This is a genomic window from Nonomuraea sp. NPDC001699 (assembly GCF_053596455.1).
In genome coordinates this window covers 242,573-260,329 of record NZ_JBSFGF010000009.1, presented here as the reverse complement: position 1 = coordinate 260,329, position 17,757 = coordinate 242,573, and the positions used below count along the sequence as shown (strand labels likewise).

18 protein-coding genes are annotated in these 17,757 nt (G+C 73.6%); 11 read left to right on the top strand and 7 right to left on the bottom strand.

All coding sequences use genetic code 11. From position 1 onward, the window contains the following. Positions 1–94 precede the first annotated feature (94 nt). Together ACWCSU_RS27645 and ACWCSU_RS27640 are read left to right on the top strand one after the other, a co-directional pair. Positions 95–655, top strand: a complete 561-nt coding sequence (locus tag ACWCSU_RS27645; RefSeq protein WP_449938721.1) for a carboxymuconolactone decarboxylase family protein — start codon at positions 95–97, stop codon at positions 653–655. Beyond that, positions 655–2,190 (top strand): NAD(P)-binding domain-containing protein, encoded by a 1,536-nt coding sequence (locus tag ACWCSU_RS27640; RefSeq protein ID WP_449938719.1) that lies wholly within the window; start codon positions 655–657, stop codon positions 2,188–2,190. The genes ACWCSU_RS27645 and ACWCSU_RS27640 overlap by 1 nt, the downstream gene beginning before the upstream one ends. An 11-nt stretch (positions 2,191–2,201) precedes the next feature. Here ACWCSU_RS27640 and ACWCSU_RS27635 read toward each other — a convergent pair whose 3' ends face one another. Further along, positions 2,202–3,344 carry a carboxylate-amine ligase gene (locus ACWCSU_RS27635; protein WP_449938716.1) on the bottom strand — a complete coding sequence of 381 codons (1,143 nt, stop codon included), beginning with the start codon at positions 3,342–3,344 and terminating at the stop codon, positions 2,202–2,204. 151 nt (positions 3,345–3,495) lie between these two features. On the opposite strand from ACWCSU_RS27635, the gene ACWCSU_RS27630 reads away from it, so the two are divergent. Beyond that, positions 3,496–4,767, top strand: a complete 1,272-nt coding sequence (locus ACWCSU_RS27630) for a cytochrome P450 (protein WP_357695599.1) — start codon at positions 3,496–3,498, stop codon at positions 4,765–4,767. Between the two features lie 13 nt (positions 4,768–4,780). Here the strand turns inward: ACWCSU_RS27630 and ACWCSU_RS27625 are convergent, their stop codons facing one another. Further along, positions 4,781–5,632: a DUF72 domain-containing protein gene (locus tag ACWCSU_RS27625; protein ID WP_397042545.1), complete on the bottom strand. Its 852-nt coding sequence runs from the start codon at positions 5,630–5,632 to the stop codon at positions 4,781–4,783. A gap of 79 nt (positions 5,633–5,711) precedes the next feature. Here ACWCSU_RS27625 and ACWCSU_RS27620 point away from each other — a divergent pair, with 79 nt between their 5' ends. Continuing rightward, the gene (locus tag ACWCSU_RS27620) at positions 5,712–6,569 is read left to right on the top strand and encodes an NAD(+)/NADH kinase (protein WP_449938712.1); all 858 of its coding nucleotides are present in this window, start codon (positions 5,712–5,714) and stop codon (positions 6,567–6,569) included. Positions 6,570–6,612: 43 nt separating this feature from the next. Here ACWCSU_RS27620 and ACWCSU_RS27615 read toward each other — a convergent pair whose 3' ends face one another. Further along, positions 6,613–7,896 (bottom strand): YibE/F family protein, encoded by a 1,284-nt coding sequence (locus tag ACWCSU_RS27615; protein ID WP_449938709.1) that lies wholly within the window; start codon positions 7,894–7,896, stop codon positions 6,613–6,615. 70 nt (positions 7,897–7,966) lie between these two features. Here ACWCSU_RS27615 and ACWCSU_RS27610 point away from each other — a divergent pair, with 70 nt between their 5' ends. Both ACWCSU_RS27610 and ACWCSU_RS27605 read left to right on the top strand, forming a co-directional pair. Then, positions 7,967–8,680 carry a DUF72 domain-containing protein gene (locus ACWCSU_RS27610; protein ID WP_357695605.1) on the top strand — a complete coding sequence of 238 codons (714 nt, stop codon included), beginning with the start codon at positions 7,967–7,969 and terminating at the stop codon, positions 8,678–8,680. Beyond that, complete coding sequence (locus ACWCSU_RS27605; RefSeq protein ID WP_357695607.1) at positions 8,680–9,648, top strand: magnesium transporter CorA family protein; 969 nt, start codon at positions 8,680–8,682, stop codon at positions 9,646–9,648. Before ACWCSU_RS27610 ends, ACWCSU_RS27605 begins: the two co-directional genes overlap by 1 nt. A 10-nt stretch (positions 9,649–9,658) precedes the next feature. On the opposite strand, the gene thrS is transcribed toward ACWCSU_RS27605, so the two are convergent. Then, positions 9,659–10,894, bottom strand: coding sequence for a threonine--tRNA ligase (gene thrS / locus ACWCSU_RS27600; protein WP_449938706.1), 1,236 nt, complete (start codon positions 10,892–10,894; stop codon positions 9,659–9,661). A 136-nt stretch (positions 10,895–11,030) separates the two neighbouring features. Between thrS and ACWCSU_RS27595 the strand changes: the two genes are divergently transcribed. Further along, complete coding sequence (locus ACWCSU_RS27595; RefSeq protein ID WP_357695611.1) at positions 11,031–12,005, top strand: helix-turn-helix transcriptional regulator; 975 nt, start codon at positions 11,031–11,033, stop codon at positions 12,003–12,005. 22 nt (positions 12,006–12,027) lie between these two features. Here the strand turns inward: ACWCSU_RS27595 and ACWCSU_RS27590 are convergent, their stop codons facing one another. After that, positions 12,028–12,480 carry an ATP-binding protein gene (locus ACWCSU_RS27590; RefSeq protein WP_357695613.1) on the bottom strand — a complete coding sequence of 151 codons (453 nt, stop codon included), beginning with the start codon at positions 12,478–12,480 and terminating at the stop codon, positions 12,028–12,030. 207 nt (positions 12,481–12,687) lie between these two features. Between ACWCSU_RS27590 and ACWCSU_RS27585 the strand changes: the two genes are divergently transcribed. From ACWCSU_RS27585 to ACWCSU_RS27575, 3 genes are all read left to right on the top strand, one after another. Next, positions 12,688–13,155: an adenylyltransferase/cytidyltransferase family protein gene (locus ACWCSU_RS27585; protein WP_357695615.1), complete on the top strand. Its 468-nt coding sequence runs from the start codon at positions 12,688–12,690 to the stop codon at positions 13,153–13,155. Between the two features lie 77 nt (positions 13,156–13,232). Continuing rightward, positions 13,233–13,817, top strand: coding sequence for a hypothetical protein (locus ACWCSU_RS27580; RefSeq protein ID WP_357695617.1), 585 nt, complete (start codon positions 13,233–13,235; stop codon positions 13,815–13,817). A 111-nt stretch (positions 13,818–13,928) separates the two neighbouring features. Next, positions 13,929–14,672: a DUF427 domain-containing protein gene (locus ACWCSU_RS27575; RefSeq protein ID WP_397042540.1), complete on the top strand. Its 744-nt coding sequence runs from the start codon at positions 13,929–13,931 to the stop codon at positions 14,670–14,672. Between the two features lie 40 nt (positions 14,673–14,712). Here ACWCSU_RS27575 and ACWCSU_RS27570 read toward each other — a convergent pair whose 3' ends face one another. After that, the gene (locus tag ACWCSU_RS27570) at positions 14,713–15,324 is read right to left on the bottom strand and encodes a TIGR03086 family metal-binding protein (RefSeq protein ID WP_449938701.1); all 612 of its coding nucleotides are present in this window, start codon (positions 15,322–15,324) and stop codon (positions 14,713–14,715) included. Positions 15,325–15,378: 54 nt separating this feature from the next. Beyond that, complete coding sequence (locus ACWCSU_RS27565; protein ID WP_449938698.1) at positions 15,379–16,032, bottom strand: TetR/AcrR family transcriptional regulator C-terminal domain-containing protein; 654 nt, start codon at positions 16,030–16,032, stop codon at positions 15,379–15,381. An 84-nt stretch (positions 16,033–16,116) separates the two neighbouring features. Here ACWCSU_RS27565 and ACWCSU_RS27560 point away from each other — a divergent pair, with 84 nt between their 5' ends. Continuing rightward, positions 16,117–17,739 (top strand): FAD-dependent monooxygenase, encoded by a 1,623-nt coding sequence (locus ACWCSU_RS27560; RefSeq protein WP_449938695.1) that lies wholly within the window; start codon positions 16,117–16,119, stop codon positions 17,737–17,739. The last annotated feature ends 18 nt before the right edge of the window (positions 17,740–17,757 follow it).

Here is a 17,757-nt window from a genome sequence, read left to right as displayed (position 1 = left end):
TTGCAGGAGACAAGAAGGAGGCGGATTAAAGGAGATCTTGCGCAATTTGCAGGAGTGTGCAGACTAGGAGAAAACCGCATCGCTGGGAGCTTGCATGCCCCATATCGCCCTCGATTCCGACGAGCCAGGGATCCGCGGACTTTTCCAGTTCAGCCCGGAGACGGCCGCACCGATGAACGCGCTGGCCGAGGTCCTCCTGCGGGGCGACAGCACGCTGAGCCGCGGCGAACGGGAACTGATCGCGGCCTACGTGTCGGGGCTCAACGAGTGCCGGTTCTGCACGGCCTCGCACGCCGCGTTCGCCGCCGCCCAGCTCCCCGAAGGGATGACCCTGGTCGACCAGGTCCGCGCCGACCCCGACACGGCCCCCGTCCCGCCCAAGCTCCGCGCCCTGCTCGCCATCGCCGCCGCCGTGCAGCAGAGCGGCAGGGACGTCACCGACAAGCTGGTGGCCGCGGCCAGGGCCGAAGGGGCCACCGACAAGGAACTGCACCACACCGTGCTGATCGCGGCCGCGTTCTGCATGTTCAACCGGTACGTCGACGGCCTGGGCACGCGCGCCCCCGACGACCCCGCCGGCTACGACCTGGCCGCACAGCGCATCCTCGAACACGGCTACACGACCGTCCCACCGGCGGCGGGACAGCAGGGCTGATGACCGAGGAACACCACCGGTTCGTGATCATCGGCGCGGGACCCGGCGGGCTGCAGCTCAGCTACTTCCTGCAGCGCGCCGGGGCCGACTACCTCACCCTGGAACGCGAGGACGCGCCCGGCGGCTTCTTCCGCCGCTACCCGCGCCACCGGCGGCTCATCTCGCTGAACAAGGTGCACACCGGCGAGAAGGAGCGGGAGATCCAGCTCCGCTGGGACTGGAACTCCCTGCTCAACGACGAGCCCGACCTGATGTTCCCGCAGTACTCCCAGGAGTACTTCCCGCACGCCGACGACCTGGTCCGCTACCTGGCCGACTTCCAGCGCGTCCACGGGCTGCGGGTGCGGTACTCGACGGCCGTCGAGCGCGTGGAGAAGGACGGCGAGGGCTTCGTCGTCCGCGCCGGCGGGCAGGTCGTCCGCGCCGACTGCCTGATCGTCGCGACCGGCTGGGGTGGCCCTCACATCCCCGACATCCCGGGCATCGAGCTGGCCACCGGCTACGAGGACGTCCCCGTCGACGGCGAGGAGTTCGCCGACCGGCGCGTCCTGGTCATCGGCAAGGGCAACTCGGCCTTCGAGACCGCCCAGGCGCTGCTCCCGCACGCCGCGGTCATCCACCTGGCCAGCCCGAGCCCCGTACGGCTGGCCTGGACGAGCAAGCACCCCGGCCACGTCCGCGGCCAGTACGGCGCCTTCCTGGACAGCTACTGGTTCAAGACCCTGCACGGCGTGCTGGAGTGCACCGTGGACCGCCTCTGGCGCGAGGGCGGCGCGATCAGGGCCGCGATCACGTACACGCTGGCCGACGGCGAGCAGGCGCTGCTCGACTACGACGCCGTCCTGCGCTGCACCGGCTTCACCATGGACACCGGCCTGTTCGGCGACTCCTGCCGTCCCGCGCTGACGCCCAACGGCCGGATGCCGGCGATCCGTCCCGATTTCCAGTCGGCCGACGTCGAGGGCCTGTACTTCGCCGGCACCCTCATGCAGGCCCGCGACTTCAAACGGGCCTCCTCCGCGTTCATCGACGGCTTCCGCTACAACCTGCGCTCCCTGACCGCCCTGCTCCTCGAACGCTACGAGGGCAGGCCGCTGCCGGTCCGCGAGCTGCCCGCCGACGCCGGCGCGCTGACCACGTCGATGCTCGACCGGGTCAACCACAGCTCGGCGCTGTGGACCCAGTTCGAGTACCTGTCCGACGCGTACGTGCTGGGCCCCGGCGGCGTCGTGCGCCACTACGAGGACCTGCCGGAGGACTACGCCCGCGAACGCTTCGCCGCCGACGAGCTGTGCCTCACGCTGACCCTGCGCTGGGGGCCGCGCGACCGCGCCGACGTGTTCGCCATCCAGCGCCACCCCACCCCCGAGCGGGCCGACGAGTGCGCCTTCCTGCATCCCGTCGTCCGGGCCTGGCGGCACGGCGAGCCGGTCGCCGAGCAGCACCTCCTGGAGGACCTCCAGGCCCGCTGGCGCGACCCGGCCCGCCACGCCGAGCCCCTGCGCGCGTTCCTGGCCGCCCGGCTCCAGCCGTAGGCCGCCCGGCCTCAGGCGTCGGGGGAGAAGCGGGTCACGAGATCGTCGACCACGTCGGCGAGCGCCCCGCGCCGGGCGTGCGCGGCCCGCTGGCGGTCGGCGCCGCCCCCGCCCTCGCGCAGCGACCGCCATCCCCGCGCGGCCGCCTCCAGGTCGCCGGCGGCCGCCAGCGCGGGCCCGACGTGCTCCAGCAGCCCCTCCACCAGCTCGGCGACCGGCCGCGCCGCCCCCGTGAACGGATCGACGCCGGCCCCGCCGAGCCCGTCCCTGGCGGCCCGCCAGTAGGCCACGCGCAGCAGCTCGCCGGGCACCTCGGGGCCCGGGTCGCCGTCCTCCACCTTGCGCAGCGACACCGTGACCAGCGCCCGCACCACCAGCGCGAGGAACACCGACTCCTCGGTGGAGGCGGGCACGTCGGCCACCCGCACCTCCACCGTGGGCAGCCGGGCCGACGGGCGCACGTCCCAGAAGAGCGTCCCGGGGTCGACCAGGGCGCCGCTGTCGGTCAGCGCCGCGACCGTGCGCTCGAAGTGCTCCAGCGACCCGAAGTACGGCGGCGGCCCGGCCACCGGCCACTTGCCCCAGGCCAGCACCCGCCAGCCCGCGTAACCGGTGTCGCGACCGGCCCAGAAGGGCGAGTTGGCCATGAGCGCGAGCAGCACCGGCAGCCACGGCCGCACGTGGTTGCAGACCAGCACGGCCTGCTCCCGGTCCGGCACGTGGATGTGCACGTGACCGGCGCAGATGGCCTGCTCGTCGTGCAGGGCGCGGTAGTTGTCGATGCCGACGCCGTACCGGGGGTGCTCGGTGATCGGCGGCGGGACGACGTCGCCGATCACCGGTGTGCCGGAGGCGACCACGGCCAGGCCCTCGGCGCGCGCGGCGGCGGCCACGACCTCGCGCATCCGCCGCAGCTCGCCGTCCAGCTCGGTCCGGCTCGCGCAGGGCGCCGTCTTGGCCTCCACCTGGAACTGCGTGATCTCCGTGCAGACCCGGTCGCCCAGACCGGTCGCGGCGCGCTCGACGACGGCCGCCGCCCCCGGCGCCACCGCCCGGGTGGCCGGATCGACGACCAGGTACTCCTCCTCGACGCCCATCAGCCGGGCGGTCGCGCCGCCGGAGGCCTGCCGTAACGACTCGGCGGTAGCCGTCATGTCCACTCCACTCCACTGCTGCACTCGACTGCGGGGACGCTGCGTCCGATCTTGCCCTGCCGGGCCCGGCAGGAGGGCCGAATGACGCACTCGCTCCGGGGGAATGGCTCTCCTGGCCGCACTACCCCCGCATCGAGAGGAGGGCCCGCCCGTGACCGCGACCATGTCCGTGGAGGAGGCCGGGCACGTGTTCGCCACGCCCGCCGCGTACGCCGACGAGACCCGGCTGCACGAGGCCCTGGCACTGCTGCGCCGCGAGTCGCCCGTGCACCGCGTGGAGGTGCCCGGCTACAACCCCTTCTGGGCCGTCACCCGGCACGCGGACCTGCTGGAGATCGAGCGGAACCAGGCCCTGTGGCTGAGCGCCCCGCGTCCCGTGCTGAGAAGCGCGGAGATCGACGCGCGCCTGGCCGAGCAGCGGGCGCGCGGCACCGGCCTCAAGACGCTCGTCCACATGGACGAGCCCGAGCACCGCGTCGTGCGGGCCGTCGCCGCCGACTGGTTCAGGCCCAGGGCCATGCGCTCCCTGGAGGTGCGCGTGCGCGACCTGGCCCGCCGCTACGTCGACCGCATGACCGCCCACGGCGGCTCCTGCGACTTCGCCCGGCAGGTCGCCGTGCACTACCCGCTCTACGTCATCCTGTCGCTGCTGGGCCTGCCCGAGTCCGACTTCCCGCGCATGCTGCGGCTCACCCAGGAGCTGTTCGGCCAGGACGACAGCGACAACCGGCGCGGCGGCACCGCCCAGGACCACACCGCCGTGCTGGCCGACCTGCTGGCCTACTTCCGCGAACTGACCGCCGCCCGCCGGGCCAGGCCCACCGGCGACCTCGCCTCGGAGATCGCCAACGCCCGCGTGGACGGCCGCCCGCTGAGCGACCTCGACGCCGCCTCCTACTACGTGATCATCGCCACCGCCGGGCACGACACCACCAGCTCCACCATCGCCGGCGGCCTGGAGGCGCTCATCCGGCACCCCGGCGAGCTGCGGCGGCTGCGCCGCGACCCCGGGCTGCTGCCGCTGGCGGCCGAGGAGATGATCCGGTGGGTGAGCCCGGTGAAGGAGTTCATGCGCACCGCCGCCGCCGACACGGACGTGCGCGGCACGCCGGTCAGGCGGGGCGAGTCGGTGCTGCTGTCGTACCCGTCGGCCAACCGGGACGAGGACGTGTTCGCCGAGCCGTTCCGGTTCGACGCCGGCCGCGACCCCAACCGGCACCTGGCCTTCGGCTCCGGCGTGCACTTCTGCCTCGGGGCCGCGCTCGCCCGCATGGAGATCCGGGCCCTGTTCGCCGAGCTGCTGCCGCGGCTGGAGAGCGTCGAGTTCGACGGCGAGCCCGCCTGGGTGGCCACCACGTTCGTGGGCGGGCTCAAGCACCTGCCGATCCGCTACACGCTGCGCGAGCGGCCGGGCGGCCGGTGAGCGCGGCGGCCGGTCAGAACAGCGTGGGCGGCTCGGCGGGCATCGGCTCGGGCAGCGGCCGGAGCTCGGGCACCAGGGCGCGCACCTCGTCGTGGAAGCGGCGGGCGAGCATCGGCGCGTCGGCGTTGTCGGGCGTGTGGACGAACACGGTGGGGGAACGGCCCTCGCGCAGCCACCCGGCGACCGTGGCCACCCATCCCCGCCAGCCCTCCACCGTGGCCTCGACGGAGTCGCGGCCCAGGTAGCGGACGATCGGGTGGCCGGTGAGCGCGCGGGTGCGGCGCGGCACGCGCGGCTTCTTCGTCCACGCGTCACGCTCGGCGTCGCTGGTCGGCGGGCTGCGGAACAGCGTCACGGTGTCGAACGGCACCCACTCGGCGCCGGCCGCGGCCAGGACCCGCTCCAGTAGCCCGGCCTGGCGGGCGTCCTCGAAGAAGGCGCGGTGGCGCACCTCCACGGCGTAGCGGTGGGAGCGGGGGAGCCGCCGCAGGAAGGCCGCCAGCGTGCCGAGGTCGGCCGGTCCGAAGGCGGGCGGTAACTGCGCCCACAGGGCGTGCGCGCGCGGGCCGAGCGGCTCGATGGCGTCGAGGAAGGCGTGGAGGTCCTGCTCGGCGCCGGTCAGCCGGTGGTGGTGGGTGATGGACTTGGGCAGCTTGACCACGAAGCGGAAGTCGGGGTCGATCTGCCGGGCCCACGACTCCACCGTGGCGCGGGCGGGGGTGGCGTAGAACGTGGTGTTGCCCTCGACCGCGTCGCACCAGGTGGCGTAGGCGCGCAGGCGCTCTCCCGGCGGGAGCGGATGGGGCAGGAAACGTCCGTTCCACGGTGTGTGCGTCCACATCGCGCATCCCACATGAAGCCGCATGCCTCCGACGTTAGCGGAGCCGCCGGGTGCTCAGGGCCCGCCTGCGATGTACTGGAACGTCACCGTTTAGGCTGGTCGCATGGGCATGGTCGGGACGGTCGGGCTGGTGCTGCATCCCCAGCGCGACTCCAAGAAGGCGATCGACACCATCCTGCGCTGGGCCGCGGACAAGGGGGCCACCGTGCTCGGGCTGCCCGAGGAGGTCGGGCGCATCGACTGCAGCGCGGTGCCGGTCGACGCGGTCACCCTGGTCGAGCGGGCCGACCTGCTGGTGGGGCTCGGCGGCGACGGCACGATGCTGCGCACCATGCGGCTGCTGGCCGGCCGGCCCACGCCCATCCTGGGGGTGAACCTGGGCAAGCTCGGGTTCCTGGCCGAGATCGACGTCGACGAGCTGGCCGGCACGCTGTCGGCCATCGACCGCCACGAGTACACGATCGAGCCCCGGATGGCCATCAGGAGCGAGGTCGCCGGGGTCGGGGTGACGGCGTTCAACGACATCGCGCTGGTGCGCATCCCCGGCGAGGGGCTGGCCGGCGTGTCGGTGACGCCGTCGGGCAGCCCGTTCGTGAGCCTGTCCGCCGACGCCGTGATCGTGGCCACCTCCACCGGCTCCACCGCCTACAGCTTCTCGGCCGGCGGCCCGATCGTCTCGCCCCGGGTGGAGGCGATCCTCGTGGTGCCCGCCGCCGCCCACTCCTCCTTCAACCGGGCCCTGGTGCTGCCCGCCGACGAGGAGGTGACGCTGGAGGTGCTGCCCACCAGCGGCAGGCTCGCCGTCGAGGTGGACGGCCGGGTCGTCGGCCACCTGTGCCCCGGCGACACCGTGACGGTCACGGCCTGGCCCGGGGCGGCCAAGGTGGTCCGCGTCGGCACGACCTTCTACGAACGCGCCCGCCGCAAGCTGCGCGTGGACGGCAGCGCCGAGGTCGGCTGAGCCTCGATTCCGGCTCCAGCTCGGAGGAGGCCGCGCGGCCCGTTCAGCGGCGGTGCCGGGCGGGCCGGGTGAGCGGGCCCCCGGTGCGTACGGGCCTGGTGAACTGGTCGGCCGGCGGCGCCCCCTCCCGCCGCGCCCCGCGGGCGGCCACCAGGGCCGACAGCGCGGTCGTGATGGGCACGGCGGCGATCAGCCCGAGCGTGCCCACGACGCTGCGGACGATCTCCTGGGCCACGACCGGCGTGGTCAGCACGTCGCCGAGCGGCTGCCCGCCGATGCTGAACAACAGCAGCAGCGGCAGCGACGCCCCCGCGTACGCCAGGATGATCGTGTTGATCACCGAGGCGATGTGGGCCCGGCCGACGCGCCCCGCGGCCCGGTACAGGCGGGCGAAGCCGTAGGAGGGGTTGGCCGCGGCCAGCTCGCCCACCGTCACCGCCTGCGTGACGGTGACGTCGTCGAGCACGCCCAGCGCCCCGATGATGATGCTGGCCAGCAGCAGCCCCTCGGTGTCGATCGACAGGCTCATGCCCAGGGTCAGCGCGCTGTCGTCGGTGACGCCGTTGAGCCGGGCCAGGCCGAGCGCCCCGTACGACAGCAGCCCGGTCAGCAGGAGGCTGGCCAGCGTGCCGAGCACGGCCATCGACGTGGTCAGGGAGAAGCCGTGGGTGAGGTAGAGCACGGTCAGCATGATCGCGGCCGAGCCCACGACGGCGACCAGCATCGGCGGCTCGCCCGCCAGGATGGCCGGGATGACGAACGTCAGCAGCAGCCCGAACGTCACCGCCAGCCCCACCAACGCCGTCACCCCGCGCCACCGCCCGAACGCGATCACCGCCAGCGCGAACGCGCCCCCCAGCAGCCACAACGTCGTGGACCTGTCGTGGTCGGAGAGCTGGTAGGCCCCGTCGCCGGCCCGCAGCAGCAGCACGTCGTCGCCCGCGGTGAACCGCTGCGCCCCCGGCCCGCCCGGCAGCCGCAGGGTGACGTCGCGGCCGACGTCGGGCCCCGAGCCGACCCGCACGACGGCGTTGCCGCAGGTGGCCGGGTCGGGCACGGGCATCCCTTCCTGGACGGCCGGGCAGCGCCTGAGCGTGACCGACGTGACCGTGCCCTCGACCCGCTCGACCGCCCGCCCCTCCTGGCCGTCCCGGCCGTCCGGCGCGGCCTGCGCGGCGGGCCAGAGCCACACCAGGCAGGCCAGCGTCGCCAGGGCCAGCGGCACCAGCACGGCCAGGCTCGCCACGACCGCCCGGCGCGACGGCGGCGCGGCGGGCGGGCCGTGGGAGTGGCCGTGGCCGTGGGCGTGGAAATGATCGGCGCCCATCGCGTGAAAGATCCTCCTCGGCTTCCGGGACTGCGACAGTAACGCACCCGGCCCGGGGTAGGAGCCGGGTGTGGCGACGCTGGTGGGCACCTCCGGATGGCAGTACAAGGACTGGCGCGGCGTGCTGTACCCGGAGGGGGTGCCGCAGCGGCTGTGGCTGGAGACGTACGCGGCCGAGTTCCCCACCGTCGAGAGCAACAACGCCTTCTACCGCCTGCCCGCGCCGGAGACGTTCGCCGCCTGGCGGGAGCGCACGCCCGCCGGGTTCGTGATGGCCGTCAAGGCCAGCCGCTTCCTCACCCACATCAAGCGGCTGTCCGAGCCCGAGGAGCCGGTCGCCCGCCTGATGAGGGCCGCCGGGGAGCTCAAGGAGAAGCTGGGCCCGGTGCTGCTGCAACTGCCGCCCACGCTGCGGGCCGACCCCGCCCTGCTCGACCGCTGCCTGGCGTGCTTCCCCGGCGGCGTGCGGGTGGCGGTGGAGCCGCGGCACGACTCCTGGTGGACCGGCGAGGTGCGCGAGGTGCTGCTCGCCCGGGGCGCCGCGCTGTGCTGGGCCGACCGGCTCGGCCGGCCGCTGACGCCGCTGTGGCGCACCGCCGACTGGGGGTACGTGCGCCTGCACGAGGGCCTGGCCGCGCCCCGCCCCTCCTACGGCGACGCGGCGCTGCGGAGCTGGGCGAGAAGGGTGGCGGAGGCCGGATGGCGGGACGTCCACGTCTACTTCAACAACGATCCGGGGGGAGCGGCCGTGCGTGATGCCCGGCGATTTGCCACACTCGCCTGATGCGCACGCGTCTGTACAGGAACGGCGTCCTCGAAAAGGAGGGCTTCCCCGTCGAGGAGGTCTCCGACCACGTCGGCGACCCCGAGGCCACCGTCTGGTTCGATCTGTGCTCGCCCACCCCCGAACAGCTCAACCTGGTCGGCGAGGAGCTCGGCCTGCACGAGCTGGCCGTCGAGGACGTGCTCAGCGACCACCAGCGCCCCAAGGTGGACGTCTACGACAACCACCTGTTCATCACCGTGTACGGCATCCACCTCGACGAGGACCGTCTCGTCCCCGTCGAGGTGAACGTCTTCGTCACGCGCAACGCCCTGGTGACCGTTCGCGAGAACGACCGCTTCGACATCGACGAGGTGCTCAGGCGCTGGGACGCGTCCTCCCGCCTGGCCTCGCACGGCGTCCCCTTCCTGCTGCACGGCCTGCTCGACTACGTCGTGGACAGCCAGTTCGACCTGGTCCAGGACCTCGACGCGCAGGCCGAGGCCATGGAGGAGTCGCTGTTCGACGACGCGCCGCGCGACGGCAGGAAGCTCCAGCGCGCCATGTACGTCCTGCGCAAGAACACCGCCAGGCTCCGCAAGATCTCGATGCCGATGCGGGAGGTGCTCGGCACCCTGCTCCGCCGCGACCAGGAGCTCGTCGCCGACCCGGTGATGGCCCCCTACTACGAGGACGTCTACGACCACGTCCAGCGCGTCGCCGAGTGGGTGGAGGCGATCCGCGACATGCTCGCCAACGTCCGGGAGACCCGGCTGGCCCAGCAGGGCTTCCGCCTCAACGAGATCATGAAGCGGGTGACGAGCTGGGCCGCCATCATCGCGGTGCCCACCGCCATCACCGGCTTCTACGGCCAGAACGTGCCCTACCCCGGGGCCGGGGACATCTCGGGGTTCTGGGTGTCGTCGGTGCTGGTGGCGGTGGCGTCCGTGGCGCTGTACGTGATCTTCAAGAAGAAGGACTGGCTCTGAGCGGCAGGGCTCAGAAGCGCGGCCGGCAGTCCTCGGCCAGTCTCTCGACCGGCACCGGGCCCATCTGGCGGCCGTCCCTCGACCGGACGGCCGGCACGCCGTCGGCCACCTCGCGCGGCCCCACCACGAGCTGGTACGGCACCAGCCGGTGCGCCCTGATCCTGGCCCCCAGGCTGCCCCGGTCCGCCGGCGCCAGCTCGGCCCGCAGCCCGGCGGCCACGGCCCGTCGCAGCACGTCCCCGGCCGCCGGCAGCTCGGCGTCCGACAGCGGCAGCACGACCGCCTGAACGGGCGCCAGCCACGCGGGGAACGCGCCGCCGTGCACCTCGATCAGGTGCGCGACCAGCCGTTCGAGCCCGCCGACCACGCTGCGGTGCACCATGACGGGACGCCGCCCGCCCGCGTACGCCAGGTCGAAGCGCTCGGGCTGGTACAGGTCCACCTGGACGGTCGACAGGGTGCTCTCGCGGCCCGCCGGGTCGGCGATCTGGATGTCGATCTTCGGGCCGTAGAAGGCGCCCTCGCCGCGTTCCTCGTCATAGGCGCGGCCGCGCTCCCCGAGCACGTCACGCAGGATCGCCTCCGAGCGGGCCCACATCTCGGGGTGGTCCACGAACTTGTCGCCGTCGCCGCGCAGCGAGAGCCGGTAGCGGGCGGCCTCGATGCCGAGCTGGGCGTGCGCGGCCTCGATCAGGTCGAGCGCGGCCGACACCTCGGCCGCCGCCTGCTCCGGCGCGCAGAACACGTGACCGTCGTTGAGCTGGATGGCGCGCACCCGGGTCAGGCCGCCGAGCACGCCCGACAGCTCCGAGCGGTACATGCCGCCGAGCTCGGCCACGCGCAGCGGCAGGTCGCGGTGGCTGCGCCCGCGTGAGCGGTAGATCAGCGCGTGGTGCGGGCACAGGCTGGGACGCAGCACGAACTCCTCGCCGCCCACGTTCATGGGCGGGAACATGTCCTCGGCGTAGTGCGCCCAGTGGCCCGAACGTTCGTACAGCTCGCGTTTGCCGAGCACGGGGGAGTTGACGTGCAGGTAGCCGTGACGGCGTTCGAGCTCGTGGACGTAGTCCTCCACGGCCTTGCGCACGGCGGCCCCGGCGGGCAGCCAGTAGGGGAGGCCGGAGCCGATCAGCGGGTCGGTGCCGAAGATCTCCAGCTCGCGGCCGAGCCTGCGGTGGTCGTTCATGATCGTCCTTTTCGCGGAAAGGGCGAACGACCAGCTCCCGGGCGTCCGCCCGGGATGCATGGAATCAGCGCGCCGGGACCGTGTCCGGCGTCGTCGTGACGAGAGCGCGCTGCATGCCGGAGACTCTAACACCGCGGGCGGCGTGAAGAAAATCTTCAACAGCCGGTCAAGGAATGGCAAATGATATAAAAGAGCCGTGGCTGAGATCACCTTGAGTGTCCGCCAGTTGCAGGCGTTCGCCGAGGTCGGCTACCAGGTCGCGGGCGGTGGCGGCGCGCACGCGGCGATGGCGGCGCTGCGCCGGGTGGTCCCGCTCGACGCCTACGAGTTCGTCGCCTTCGACCCCGCCACCGGGCGTCACCACAGCGTCGTCTCCGACGGCCACCGGCGCATCGACCGCGACGCCGCCGAGGAGTACGCCGCCCTCGACGCCTGCCGCGCGGCCATCGCCGGACGGCGGCCGGTGCCCATGCCGCAGCCGGGCACCGAACGGTACTTCCGCCGCCACCTGGCCCCCTACGGCTGGCGGGCCGGGCTCACCGCGCCGCTGTTCCTCGCCGACGACGGCCGCTACACCGGCCTGCTGCACCTGGCCGCCAAGGACGCCTTCCCGCTGCTCACCAGCGCCCTGGTCGCCGCCGTGAGCCCGATGCTCGCGCACGTCACCGACCTCACCAGGTGCGTGATCGACCCCGCCGGGCTGCCGCCCGACTTCCGCGCGGTCGCCTTCGACCGGCTCGGCGAGCGCCGCGCGGTGCCCGGCCACGAGGTCTCGCGCGAGCTGTGGGACGACCCCGCCATGGCGGCCTTCGCGCGGGCGTTCATCGACTCGCGCGAGCTGAGCCGGCGCGGCCTGTGGCTCGACGGCGGCGGACGCTGGCACGAGGTGCGGCTGCTGCGGGCCGGCGTCGGCTACCAGGGGTCGTTGCAGGGCGCGGTCGCCGCCGAACGGCCCTGCCCGCTGCCCTACGACCTGACCGGCCGCGAGGTCGACGTGCTCACCCGGGTCGCGGCCGGCGACTCCAACCCGCAGATCGCGGCCTGCCTGGTGCTGAGCGTGCGGACGGTGACCACCCATCTGGAGCACATCTTCGCCAAGCTGGGCTGCGACAGCCGTACCCGGCTCACGACCAAGGCGCTGGCCGAAGGGTTGTGCCGGCTCGACCTCTGACGCCGCCCGCCCCGGCCCCCCCTCAGCGGGCCATCCCGGCGGGCACCCGTTCCCGCGTCAGCTCGAACCAGACGGTCGTCGAGCCCCCCTCGCGGACGAACCCCCAGCGGTGGCTGAGCGCCTCGATCAGCGGCAGCCCCCGGCCGCTGGTCGCCTGGGGAGCCGTCCGGCACACGCACGGAGGGCCGTCCGTGCCGCCGTCGGCGACGCACACCCGGACGGTCGTGTCCGAGCTGGACACCGACACCGTGAACGAGCCGCCGTCCCCGGACCTGGTGTGCAGGATCGCGTTCGTGGCCAGCTCGCTGGTGAGCAGCACCACGTCGTCATGGAAGGGATGATCGCGGCCGAGCGCGGCCGTCACGAGCCCCCTGGCCCGCGAGACCTGCGACGGAACCCCCGGGAGCCGCACCGCGAGGTCGCGGGCCCCGGGCGGTTCACCCCCGTCGGCATGGTGCGAGTCCGGTGACGCCACGGCGACCTCCCCCGAATCAGGTGACGTCATGAGACGCCCGAGAGGGGGCCCGGAGATTATCGCGAAAAGGTAGGAATGCTCTTTCCCAAGGTCGCCTGCACGACCGGGCGCGGCGACCGAGTACGCTGCGATCGACGAGTCGTCTAGGCCCGTGGGGGAGCAAAGCGTGCACAGCAGCCTACTCGCCCGGCCGTCGGAGGAGGTCGCGTGAGCAGCCTGGAGGCCGTCTGGGTGGAGCCGTACGACGGGCCCGGGGCGGCGGTCGTGACCGGCGTCTTCGACATCCTGCACGTGGGCCATGTGCGCTACCTGGGCGCCGTGGCCGCCCGCGGGCTGCCTCTGGTGGTCGGCGTGGAGGACGATCCGCGCGTGCGGGCGTGGAAGGGGCCCAGCCGGCCGTTCAACCCGGCGGCGGAGCGGGCCGAGGTGCTGGCCGCGCTGCGCTGCGTGTCCGGCGTCTTCGTGGTGACCGGGCCGCCCGACGCCCATGGCCCCGAGGACTACATCGACCTGCTCGCGCCGATGCGTCCCGGGGCGCTGGCCCACACGGCGGGCGACCCGCACGCGGGCGCGCGGGCCACGGCGGCGGCCATCCTGGGCGCGGAGTGCTGGGAGATGGCGGCCATCCCCGACCGGTCCACGACCCGCATCGTGAACGCGGCGGGCAAGGGCTGAGACACCCCGGCTCTCCGGGAACGGCCGGGGGCGTCGCTGAAACGGGCAGGCGCCATGATCGCGTAATCTTTCCTCTCATGATGGCCGACCTGGTGGCGAAGCGGGTGACGAACCTGCTGGCACCACAAGTGCTGGTGATCGTCATGCCGCCCGCCGTGGGCCTGCTCGCCCAGGGATGGGCCGGGGCCGCCTGGGGGCTGATGGCCTCGGCGTTCTGCGGCGGCGTGCCGGCGGCGGTGATCGCGATCGGCGTGCGTTCGGGGCGGCTCGACTCCCACCACATCGTCGACCGCGCCCGGCGCACCGGCCCGCTGCTGGCCGCCGTGGCCGCCGTGCTGGTCGCGCTCGCGCTGCTCGTCGTGCTGGGCGCGCCGCGGCTGCTGGTGGCCACCGTGACCGCGATGCTGGTCGCCCTGGCGGTGACCGTGCCGATCACCACCCGCTGGAAGATCTCCTTCCACGCCGCCGTCTCGGCGGGCACGGTGGTGGTGCTGGCGCACGTGCTGCCCGCCCTGCCCGTCGCGCTCGCCGGCGCGGCCGTGGTGGCGCTGGTGTGCTGGGCCAGGGTCCGCCTCGCCCATCACACGTGGGCGCAGGTCGCGGCGGGGGCGTTCACCGGCACGCTCACCACGTGGGCGACGCTGGCGCTGTTCGGGGTCTGAGGGGCCGGAACAGCCCGGAACAGTCCAGAACAGTCCAGAACAGTCCAGAACAGTCCAGAACAGTCCAGAATGGCCCGGAATAGCCCCGCCGCCGCGCGGGTTGGCGCGAACATGGATGCCACGAACCGGGGCCGGGTCCGCGTCGAGCGGTCGGCCAAGCGCGTGCGGACCTATCTGGGCGGCCGGCTGGTCGCCGACACGACCCGGGCCCTGCTGGTGTGGGAAGGCCCCTTCTACCCCACCTACTACTTCCCCCTCCAGGACGTCGAGGAGGCGGCGCTCAAGCCGACCGGCACGTCCAGGCACTCCCCGAGCAGGGGGGACGCCGCCGTCCACACGGTCACCTCGGGCACCGGCGAGGCTCCGGAGGCGGCGCTGGTCTACGACGACTCGCCGCTGGAGGAGATCCGCGGGCACGTCCGCTTCGACTGGGACGCGATGGACGCCTGGTTCGAGGAGGACGAGGAGGTCTACGTGCACGCGCGCGACCCGTACACGCGGGTGGACATCCTGCCGAGCTCGCGGCACATCCGGGTCGAGGTCGACGGGGTCACCGTGGCCGACTCGCGCAACGCCCGCATCCTGTTCGAGACGGGCCTGCCCGCCCGCTACTACCTGCCGAAGACGGACGTACGGCTCGACCTGCTGGAGCACACCGACACCGCGACGCACTGCCCGTACAAGGGGACGGCGGAGTACTGGACGGTCAACGGGAAGAAGGACCTGGCCTGGTCCTACCGCACGCCGCTGCCCGAGAGCGAGCGCGTGGCGGGGCTGATCGCCTTCTACAACGAGAAGCTGGACATCTTCGTCGACGGCGAGCGCGAGGAGCGTCCGGCGACCAAGTTCTCCTGAGCCCGTCGGGCGCCCCGCCGGGTGGCGGGGCGCCCGGGGATCAGGCGGCCGGGGTCCAGTGCGGGTCGCGGCCGAGGTAGCGCAGCAGGGCGGCGGCCGTGTCGCCGGAGGGGTCGCCGGAGGGGGCGTCCGGCAGGGCCTCGGCGTAGGCGCCCCACGGGCGCAGCGGGTCGACGATCTGCCGGGCGACCTCCAGCAGCGGCCCGGCCAGCTCGGGCGTCAGCGGCGAGGGCTGCCCGGTGGCCACGGCGAGGTCCCAGGCGTGCACGGCCGCGTCGAGCGCGCAGGCCGTCGAGCCCATCCACGGCGACATCCTGTTCGGCGGCACCGGCGTCGGCACCTCGGCGGCGTCGCGGTCGACCGCGGCCCACGCCCTGGCCGCGCGCGTCAGCGCGTCCTCAAGCTCGGCCGACGGGTCCGCGCCCGGCTCGGCGGGCGGGTCGAACGGGTTGAACGCCGGCCCGCCCTCGCCCGTGAGCGTGGCGGCGAAGCCGAGCTGGTCGCCGACCGCGTGCTTGAAGACCTTGGTGACGCTCCACTCCGAGCAGGGGGTGGGCAGGTCCCAGCCGCCGGCCGGGATGCCGCTGACGGCCTTGCGCAGCGCCTCGTGCGCGGCGTCCAGAACGTCCCAGCCGCTGATGTCGTCGCCCATGTGGAGCTCCTTTCGGTATGTCTCCACTATAGCAGAACGGAATAGTTTGTTCCACTAGTTGGCGACGGCCTTCTCGAGTCCGTCGATCAGCAGGTCCAGGGCCTGCTCGAAGTCGGCGGCCGGGTCGACGCCGCCGCGCGTCCAGCGCAGCAGCCTGGCGAAGTGCGGCAGGCGGTCGGGGGCGAGGGCGCGGATGTAGACGCCCACCTGCTCCTCGCCGGCGTGCCGGCCGGGGGCGCCGTCGAAGCCGCCGGTGGACAGCAGCAGGGTACCGAACACCAGGGCGTTCACGGCGGTCAGCGCCCGCCAGACGCCGAGGTCGTCGAAGCCCGCCGCGTACAGCGTGCCGACCAGGTCGTCGAGGGTCCTCAGGGCGTGCGGCGAGGTCGGGTTGGACCGGTCGGTCGCCAGCGCCAGCGGGACCACGGGATGGCGGCTGAACGCCCGGTGCATGTTGCGCGCCATGACGCGCAGCCGCTCCTGCCACGGCAGCTCCGGGTCGGCCGGCGCCACCTGGCCGAACACCCGCTCCACGATGCCGTCGACCAGGTCGGCCTTGTTCGAGACGTGGTTGTAGAGCGACATCGCCTCCACGCCGAGCGCCTTGGCCAGCCGCCGCATGGACAGCCCCTCCAGGCCCTCTCTGTCCGCCAGCTCCAGGGCCGCGTCGAGGACTTTCTCGCGGTTCAGCGGCTCGCGCCGTGCCATCGGCTCTCCCTTCGTGCTTGACGGAGCTTACGGTGTACGTGCTCTACTTACGACGTAAGCATACGCCGTAAGTAAGGAGCCGGGATGACCGACGTGATCATCGTGGGCGGCGGGCCGGTCGGGCTGCTGCTGGCCTGCGAGCTCAAACTGGGCGGCGCCGAGCCGCTGGTCCTGGAGGCGGCCACCGGCGGGGAACGCGTGACCCGCAGTTTGGGCCTGCGCTCGCTCAACGCGCGCACCCTGCACTCGCTGGAGTTGCGCGGGCTGGTGGAGCCGCTGACCGAGGCCCAGTGGAGGCTGCTCGAGGAGCTGGCCACCGGCTCGGCGCCCGACCGTTCGGACATGGTCGGCATGATGACCGAGCTGCTCAAGAAGGGCATGATGCGCGGCCACTTCGCCGGGCTGCCGCTGCTGGAGGAGCACGGCGGCGCCGAGTACGCCATGCTCAAGCAGCACCAGATCGAGGCCGTGCTCGCCGCGCGGGCCGCCGCGCTCGGCGTACCGGTCCGGCAGGGCCGCGCCGTCGTGGACGTCGCCCAGGACGCCGGCCACGCGGTGGCCACGCTGGCGGACGGCGAGCGCGTCGAGGCCCCCTACCTGGTGGGCTGCGACGGCGGCCGGAGCGTGGTGCGCAAGCGGTCCGGGTTCGCCTTCTCCGGCACGCCGGCGACCATGACCGGCAGGACGGCCGTGGCCACGCTGACCGGGCCGGGGTCGGTCACCTCGTCCCTGCGCTCACCCGGCGGGCTCGTCAACCTGTCGCTGGTGCCCGGGGAGATCGCGACCATCGAGTTCGACGGCGGCCCCGGCGACGGTTCCCCCGACAGGGACGCGCCGGTCACGGCCGAAGAACTGGCCGGCAGCCTGCGCCGGGTGACGGGGGAGGACGTCGGGGTCGCGCGGCTGGAGGCGGGCATCCGCTACAGCGACAACACCCGGCACGCCGACTCCTACCGCAAGGGACGCGTCCTGCTGGCCGGGGACGCCGCCCACGTGCACTCGCCCATCGGCGGCCAGGGGCTCAACCTGGGCCTCCAGGACGCCGTCAACCTGGGGTGGAAGCTGGCGCTGGTGGCCCGGGGCGCGGCTCCGGAGAGCCTGCTCGACACCTACACCGCCGAGCGTCACCCGGTGGCGGCCCGCGTGCTGCGCAACACCCGGGCCCAGGTGGCGGCGATGCGTCCGGGGGCGCAGGTGGACGCGCTGCGGGAGGTGCTGTCGGAGGTGATGGCGCTGCCGGACGCCGAGCGGCACTTCACCGGCATGGTCGAGGGCACCGACGTCGACTACGCGCCCACCGCCCCCGACCCCCGCACCGGCCGCTTCACCCCACCCCTGACCGCCACCCCGCCCGAGGGCCCGCGCCATCCCGGCTCTCAGGTTGCGGGGGCGGCGGATTCCGGTGTTCCCGGCGGCGGTCGGCGGGGGAGCGAGAGCCCGGCGGCGGACGGGACCGGGCGGCCGGTCGCGGAGTTGCTGCGGGACGGGCGGGGGTTGCTGCTCGACCTGTCCGGCGGCGCGGACGCGGCCGAACTGACGGCCGCCCTGGCGGGCCACCACGACCGCGTGAGCCTGGCCGTGGCCGCCCCGCCCCAGGCAGGCGGTGGTGCGCTGCTCGTCCGGCCCGACGGGTACGTGGCCTGGGCGGGCGCGCCAGGAGGGGCGCTCATGGACGCGCTCACCACCTGGTTCGGCCCGGCGTCATGAACGTCCCCCGGACACGGG